10 protein-coding genes are annotated in these 7,070 nt (G+C 72.3%); 3 read left to right on the forward strand and 7 right to left on the reverse strand.

All coding sequences use genetic code 11. From position 1 onward, the window contains the following. Positions 1–133 precede the first annotated feature (133 nt). Together D1825_RS01725 and D1825_RS01730 are read right to left on the reverse strand one after the other, a co-directional pair. Positions 134–784, reverse strand: coding sequence for a histidine phosphatase family protein (locus D1825_RS01725; RefSeq protein ID WP_118765775.1), 651 nt, complete (start codon positions 782–784; stop codon positions 134–136). 40 nt (positions 785–824) lie between these two features. Next, the gene (locus D1825_RS01730) at positions 825–1,331 is read right to left on the reverse strand and encodes a MarR family winged helix-turn-helix transcriptional regulator (RefSeq protein WP_118765776.1); all 507 of its coding nucleotides are present in this window, start codon (positions 1,329–1,331) and stop codon (positions 825–827) included. 104 nt (positions 1,332–1,435) lie between these two features. Between D1825_RS01730 and D1825_RS01735 the strand changes: the two genes are divergently transcribed. Further along, a complete protein-coding gene (locus D1825_RS01735) occupies positions 1,436–1,990 on the forward strand; it encodes a YceI family protein (RefSeq protein WP_118765777.1) in 555 nt (184 codons plus the stop codon). Between the two features lie 303 nt (positions 1,991–2,293). Here D1825_RS01735 and D1825_RS01740 read toward each other — a convergent pair whose 3' ends face one another. Then, complete coding sequence (locus D1825_RS01740) at positions 2,294–2,965, reverse strand: redox-sensing transcriptional repressor Rex (RefSeq protein ID WP_118765778.1); 672 nt, start codon at positions 2,963–2,965, stop codon at positions 2,294–2,296. A gap of 62 nt (positions 2,966–3,027) precedes the next feature. Next, positions 3,028–3,330: a glutaredoxin family protein gene (locus D1825_RS01745; RefSeq protein ID WP_118765779.1), complete on the reverse strand. Its 303-nt coding sequence runs from the start codon at positions 3,328–3,330 to the stop codon at positions 3,028–3,030. 46 nt (positions 3,331–3,376) lie between these two features. Between D1825_RS01745 and D1825_RS01750 the strand changes: the two genes are divergently transcribed. Then, positions 3,377–4,183: an HAD family hydrolase gene (locus tag D1825_RS01750; protein WP_233549559.1), complete on the forward strand. Its 807-nt coding sequence runs from the start codon at positions 3,377–3,379 to the stop codon at positions 4,181–4,183. Between the two features lie 210 nt (positions 4,184–4,393). Here the strand turns inward: D1825_RS01750 and D1825_RS01755 are convergent, their stop codons facing one another. From D1825_RS01755 to D1825_RS01765, 3 genes are read right to left on the reverse strand one after another with little or no spacing between them, the layout of a single operon-like run. Next, positions 4,394–5,146, reverse strand: coding sequence for an AIM24 family protein (locus tag D1825_RS01755; protein WP_118765781.1), 753 nt, complete (start codon positions 5,144–5,146; stop codon positions 4,394–4,396). Further along, entirely contained in the window at positions 5,146–5,769 is a 624-nt protein-coding gene (locus D1825_RS01760) for an AIM24 family protein (protein WP_118765782.1), read from the reverse strand. The genes D1825_RS01755 and D1825_RS01760 overlap by 1 nt, the downstream gene beginning before the upstream one ends. Before the next feature lie 11 nt (positions 5,770–5,780). Continuing rightward, positions 5,781–6,392 (reverse strand): AIM24 family protein, encoded by a 612-nt coding sequence (locus tag D1825_RS01765; RefSeq protein WP_118765783.1) that lies wholly within the window; start codon positions 6,390–6,392, stop codon positions 5,781–5,783. An 89-nt stretch (positions 6,393–6,481) separates the two neighbouring features. On the opposite strand from D1825_RS01765, the gene D1825_RS01770 reads away from it, so the two are divergent. Further along, positions 6,482–7,024: a GNAT family N-acetyltransferase gene (locus D1825_RS01770; protein ID WP_199721459.1), complete on the forward strand. Its 543-nt coding sequence runs from the start codon at positions 6,482–6,484 to the stop codon at positions 7,022–7,024. Positions 7,025–7,070 lie beyond the last annotated feature (46 nt).

Consider the following 7,070-nt stretch of genomic DNA (forward strand, 5'->3'; position numbering starts at 1 on the left):
GTGGCGATCGCACCGTCGCTGGAGACGTAGCCCTGGTTGCTCACGTCGTTCGAGCCCTGACCGTCACCGCTGCTGCAGGCGCCGAGCAGGCCGACGACGAGCAGGGCTGCCGCCAGGGTCCGTGCGCGCGCGCTCACGCCCCGGCCACCGTCGCGGCACCGGGCAGCAGGTGGGCTGCCGGTTCGAGGTAGCCGACGCCGACCAGGCGGTCGTCCTCGAACGTCAGGCTCGTGAGGCTCGCCAGCGAGCACTGACGCTTGCGCGGGTCGTGCCACAGGCGGCGGTGCTCGACCGCCAGACGGGTGACCCAGACCGGGAGCTGGTGGCTGACCAGCACGGCCTCGTGCCCGCGCGCGACCTCGCGAGCCGCGTTCACGGCGGCGAGCATGCGCTCGACCTGCTCCGTGTACGGCTCGCCCCAGGACGGGCGGAACGGGTTGCGCAGGTAGGGCCAGTGCTGCGGGTGGCGCAGCGAGCCGTCGCCCACGCCGAACTTCATGCCCTCGAAGTGGTTGCCCGCCTCGATCAGGCGCGGGTCGGTGCCGACCTCGAGCCCGAAGGCCTCGGCGATCGGCGCGGCGGTCTCCTGCGCGCGCTGCAGCGGCGAGGCGATCACGGCGACGACGTCGCGGCGGCGGTCCGGCGCTGCGAGGTGGGCGGCGACGACGCGCGCCATCTCCTGCCCGCGCTCGGACAGGTGGTATCCGGGCAGACGCCCGTACAGGACGCCCTCGGGGTTGTGCACCTCACCGTGGCGCATCAGGTGGACGGTCGTGGCAACCATGCGGGTCAGTCTCCCCTACGCGGCTGTGTGCGTGGTGCGCTCAGCACTCCGTCGCGGCGTGACACGGGCCACTGACCAGGTGCTCGCGCACGGCCGCCATCGCGTCGCCGAGCGCGCGGAACTGCTCCGGGGTGAGCACGTCGACGAGGTGGTCGCGCACCGACTGGACGTGCAGGGGCGCGGCTGCGACGAGCGTCGTCCAGCCCAGCTCCGTCATCGCGCAGTTCACGCCGCGCGCGTCCGCGCTGCAGGCCGAGCGCTCGACGAGGCCACGCTCCTCCATGCGGCGGATCGTGTGCGTGAGGCGGCTGCGGGAGTGCGCGAGGTCGTCGGCCAGCTCGGACATGCGCTGCGTGCGCGCGGGCGCCTCGGACAGCCGCACGAGCACCTCGTACTCGTGCGGGGACAGGCCGGAGTTCGAGTCGAGCTCGTGCGCGATCACGTCGAACAGCCGAATCGTGCCGTCGCGGAAGGCGCGCCAGTCCTGCTGCTCGGCCTCGGTCAGCCACTGCACGTCGACTGGCGAGGTCGTGTCGGTCGTGCCCATGGTGTGGACCTCCGTCCGTCGGGTGTTGCGCTTCTGTGGCGAGTGTAGTACAAAGTTGAACTAACAGTTTGGTTGAGACTTCAACGATGCCTGGGAGGCACCCGATGACCACCACCACGACCCCCACCGAGCTCACCGCCGGCACCTGGGCCCTCGACACGTCGCACACCGAGGCGGCGTTCTCCGTCCGTCACGCCGGCATCTCGAAGGTCCGCGGCTCCGTCGCGGTCACCGGCGGCACGCTCGTCGTCGGCGACGACCTGGCGGCCTCGTCCGTCTCCGTCACGCTGGACCCGTCGACCGTCACGACCGGCGACGCCAACCGCGACGGCCACCTCAAGACGGGCGACTTCTTCGACGTCGAGAAGTTCGGCGAGTGGACCTTCGTCTCCACCTCCGTGCACCACGACGGCAGCGACTACGTCGTCGTGGGCGACCTGACGATCCACGGCGTGACCAAGTCCGTCGAGCTGGCCACCGAGTTCAACGGCACCGCCGTGGACCCGTTCGGCAACGTGCGCGCGGGCTTCGAGGCCACGACGACGATCTCCCGCAAGGAGTTCGGCCTGACCTACAACGCGGCCCTCGAGGCCGGCGGCGTCCTCATCTCGGACAAGGTCGTCATCTCGCTCGACGTCTCGGCGATCAAGCAGGCCTGACACCCCCGCACCACCCGTCACGAGCGCGCGGCCCCTTCCGGGGACCGCGCGCTCGCGCGTTCCCTCTCCCGGTACCGCCAGCCTCCGCGCCCCCCCTCCACGCCGCTCACGCCCGACTCCCCTCACGCCCGGCTCCCCTCCTCCCTCCGACTCCCCCTCCTCCCGCGAGTGCGCCGCCGACTCATCGCGAGCGCGGGTCATACGGACCGAGCGCGGGTGGCGCGCGACCCGCGCTCGGTCCGCCTGACCCGCGGTGGCGTGGCGGAGGTCGCGCGGCGGGGGTGGTGCGGGGGCGGGTGCGGGTCAGGCGCCGGTGGCGGTGCGGCGGGCGTCGTGGAAGGCGAGGATCTGGAGCTCGCTCGCCACGTCGACCGCGCGGACGTCGACGTGGTCGGGGACGCGCAGGGCGCGCGGGGCGAACGTGAGGATGCCGACGACGCCGGCCTCGACGAGCGCGTCGCACACGTCCTGCGCTCCGGCGGCCGGGGTCGCGATCACGCCGATGCTCACGCCACGGCCCTCGACGATGGCCGTCAGCCGGTCGAGCGGCTCGACGACGAGCCCGGCCACCGTGGTCCCCACGACGGCAGGTGCCGCATCCACGAGCGCGACGACCGCGAAGCCCCGGTCCGCGAAGCCCGAGTAGTTGGCGAGCGCGTGGCCCAGGTTGCCGATCCCGACGATGACGACGCGGCGCAGCGTCGCCAGGCCGAGGACCACGCCGACCTGCTCGGACAGGTGCGCGACCTCGTAGCCGACCCCCCGGCGCCCGTAGGACCCGAGGAACGACAGGTCCTTGCGCAGCTGCGCCGGGTTGACCCCCGCACGCTCGGCGAGCTCCTCGGAGGAGGTGGTCACCACGCCGTCCTCGGTGAGCGCGTCGAGGGCCCGCAGGTATCCGGGCAGCCGCGCCACCGTGGCCGGGGGCACGTCGCGACCCGTGTGCCCAGCGCCGTCCGTCGGGTGAATCGCCACGCCAACCCCCTTGCGACCTGGGTCGTCGTCGACCCTGCCAACACCTGCCGGTCAGGTTATGGCTAGCGCCGCGCGGTGGCGAGAGCCCGGCGCACCCGATCTGCGTCGATGCGCCAGTAGCCCTGCCGGACGCCGTCGACCTCGACGACGGGCACGAGCTCGCCGTACTCCTCGAGGACCGATCCCCCGGCGGCGTCGATCTCCACCTCGCGCCACTGCGCGCCCGCTTCGTCGGCCAGCGCGCGCACGAGCTCGCGCGCGTCGTCGCACAGGTGGCAGCCGTCGCGGCCGAACAGCACGATGCGTGCCTCGCCCGCCGTCTCGCTCGTCGTCGGCCCGTCGGTCGTCGGTCCGCTCGAAGTCATGGCTCCGACCATAAACGCTCCCAGCCGTCGTCGTTACAGTGGCCGCGTGCGCCCGGCCGATCCCTCCTCCCGAACGGAGCAGTGCCCTGTCGCGGCGTTCTTCGACGTGGACAACACGATCATCCGCGGCGCGAGCTCGTTCCACCTGGCCGTCGGGCTGTACCGGCGAGGGTTCTTCCGCAACTGGGACCTGCTGCGGTTCGGCGTCCACCAGGCGCGCTACCGGCTGTTCGGCGAGAACAAGCACCAGATCGACGAGCTGCGCCAGCAGGCCCTGGAGATCATGCGCGGCCACTCGGTCGCCGAGGTCACCGCGATCGCCGAGGACATCTACGACGAGGTCCTCTGCCTGCGCATCTATCCCGGCACGCAGCGGCTGCTCGACCAGCACGTCGCCGCGGGCCACTCGGTCTGGCTCGTGACGGCGACACCCATCGAGATCGCGGGCCTGCTCGCGCGCCGCCTGGGCGCGACCGGCGGCCTCGGCACGATCGCCGAGCACGCCGACGGCTACTACACCGGGCGGCTCGTCGGCGACATGCTGCACGGCGAGGCCAAGGCCGCCGCCGTGCGTGCGCTCGCCGAGGAGCGCGGGATCAACCTGGCCGCCTCGTACGCCTACGGCGACTCGCTCAACGACGTGCCGATCCTGTCCGCGGTCGGCCGCCCGTGCGCGATCAACCCCGAGGGGCGGCTGCGGCGCTACGCCGCCGAGGTGGGCTGGCCGGTGCGCGAGTTCCGCGGGCACCGCCGGAACGCGCGCCGCGGCGTCAACGCCGCGAGCCTCGCCGGCGCCGCGTGGGCGGGCGGCCTGGTCATCCGCGCAATCCGCCGCTCCTTCCGCGCCCCCTGACCCCGCCCGCCGGGCGAGCACGACCCCCGGCGCGCGGCGACCGACGGCAGCCGGCGCGCACTCTCACGCGTCACCCACCACCTCGATCGCTGCATCACTCGTTGCATCGACCGCGCTGCGGATGTGCACGGCCGTTGCAACGATCCGTGCAGCGTCGAGCCCCCGCCGGGGCCCGGCTCGAGCGGCGGCTGGCGCCCCGCGCGGTGCGCGCTACTCCTGCGATCGCGCGATGAGCTTGTGGCCCAGCACCCCGGCGGCCGCGGCCGTGAGCAGATGGGTGTGCTGCTCCACGATCCGCGCGAGCGCCGGGTCGTGGCGGGTGACCTCGGAGGACTGGAGCAGCACCGTGCCGGCGCCGGTGAAGTCGTACTGCCGCTCCTCGCCGGACTCGCGGCCGAACATCGCGTGCACGCCCGCGGACAGGGACTGCGACATCCAGTGGTAGTCGTAGTGAATGCTCGGCGAAGGGCAGTCCGCCCAGCCCAGCAGCGCGTCCGGGTCGGCGCGGAACGGCGGCTCGACGAAGATCACGGGCCCGTTCGACGACGCGAGGAACTTGCCCGTGCCGATGAGCGTGACGAACCCCGGGATGATCGACTGCTTGAGCTCGAGGGCGGTCTCGAACGCGAGCAGGTTGGTCTGCTTGATCGTGAGGTTGCCGTTGTCGAGGTCGTAGGAGTTGATGTCGTTCCCGCGGTCCCCGATCACGAGCTTGCCGCGCCCGGAGGCGACGACCCACTCCTGCGCGTACAGCGGCGAGGAGAACCGCGCGGCGACCCAGGCGGCGTGCGACGCGTACGCGGACAGGCCCGAGAGCTCGATCGCGCCGTAGTAGGCGATCATCGCGCCCTTGGACGTGAACCACTCGCCGTCCAGGTCGATGCTGAACGCGTAGGCGTTGACGTTGTCGTTGCTCGGCAGCGACTGCGCGTCGTAGACCGTGGCGTCGATCCCGCTGATCATCAGAACTTCTCCTCGGACGCCTGGACGTAGACCGTGCCGTGGCCGGACACGTGCAGCTGGAACGCCTCGCCGGAGCCTCGCCCGACGAGGTGACGCATCCCGACGCTGGACTTCAGGTCGACCTGCAGCGCCCCGGAGTGCCCGACGTAGGCCTGCGGGTCGACGCCGACCGTCTGGCCCGACAGCTGAAGCGGAAAGGTGCCGCCGTGCGAGAGCACCGCGACCGAGCCGTGCCCCGAGATGCGCGTGGTGAACAGCCCCTGGCCGGTCATGGCGCCGCGGACGGCCGAGCGCACGCCGCCCTGGGCGATCATCTCGACCGACGTCTGCAGGCTCGCGTCGTGCGCGAGGATGCGGTCCGCCTCGACGGACAGCGAGTCCCCCGTGAGCACGATGACCGTGACGTAGAGGCCGCGGTACCCGTACAGCACCGAGCCCGAGCCCTCGGAGGCCATCATCTTGTTCGACTCGCCGGTGATCATCCCGGCTCCGGGGGCGTGGGCCAGCGGCCGGAACGACACGTTGCCGTCGTAGCCGAGCATCGCGCCGCGGCGCGCCAGGACGGCGCCCTGCTGGCTGATCTGGGCCCGCACGACCTTGCTGTTGACGCTCTCGAATGCCATCTCGCGGCCCCTCAGCGCTCGGCGGGCTGGATGTAGATGGTGCCCTGGCCCTCGAACCGCAGCGAGAAGTGCTCGCCGGTGTCCTCGCCGATCACCGAGCGCCACGAGACCCCCGAGATGATGCTCATCTGTGTCTGCCCGGTGCCCGCGACGTAGACGTCGGGGTCGACGACGAGCGGCTGGCCCGGCGTCACGGCGAGCGCGATGAGCGGGCCGTCGGACATGATCGCGCACTGCCCGGTCCCCGTGACGGTCGTCGTCGCGACGCCCTTGCCGGTCGTCATGCCGCGCAGGCCGGAGAACTGCACGTCGAGCTGGAGCCCGTCCGTGATGGCCAGGATGTGCTCGGACTCGACGGTCATCCGGTCGTTGGACAGCTGGACGACGGTCACGTCCATCGCGTCCTGCGCGAGGTAGACGCGCCCCGCGCCCGTGCAGGTCATCAGCGAGATCGACTCGCCCGCGACGCCGCGCTTCATCGCCGCGCGGAACCCGCCGCCGCCGCTCGCGTACTTGAACTCGACCTTGCCGGTGTACGCCACCATCGAGCCGTTCGCGGCGCGCACCGAGTCGCCGTCGAGGTCGGCGTGGAGCACGCGCTTGTCCGCGATCAGGACCGCCACCTGGTTCCCCCGTCATCCGTGAGTGGTTCGGCGTGAGCCTAGCCGCGGCCACGCCCGTCCGCCGGGGATCTCGCGACGGCGCGCTGCCTATGCTGGCGGGCGTGCCCGTCGCGATCCGCCCCGCCCTGCCCGCCGACGTCGAGGCGCTCGCGCGGCTCGCCGCCCTCACGTTCCCGCTCGCGTGCCCGCCCGGGTCGACCGCGCAGGACCAGCAGGAGTTCATCGACACGGTGCTGTCCCCCGCACGCTTCGCGGAGTACGTCGAGGACCAGCAGCGCGTGGTGCTCGTCGCCGAGCTCGACGACGACCTCGTCGGGTACACGATGCTCGTCGCGGGCGACCCCACGGACGACGACGTCCGGGCCGCGCTGTCGATCGCCCCGACGATCGAGCTGTCGAAGTGCTACGTGCACCCCGACCACCACGGCGCGGGCACCGCGGCCGCGCTCATGGAGCGATCGCTCGACGAGGGCCGCGCCCGGGCCGCCCGCGGCATGTGGCTCGGCGTCAACCAGCTCAACGCGCGCGCCCGCCGCTTCTACGAGCGGCACGGCTTCGGCGTCGTCGGGATCAAGCACTTCCAGGTGGGCGGCCGGCTCGAGGACGACTACGTGCTCGAGCGCGCGCTCTAGCCGGGCCTGGTCGGGAGCCCACAAACACGTCGGGCCCGGCATCAGC

The organism is Cellulomonas rhizosphaerae (assembly GCF_003470205.1).
Classification (GTDB): Bacteria; Actinomycetota; Actinomycetes; order Actinomycetales; family Cellulomonadaceae; genus Cellulomonas; species Cellulomonas rhizosphaerae.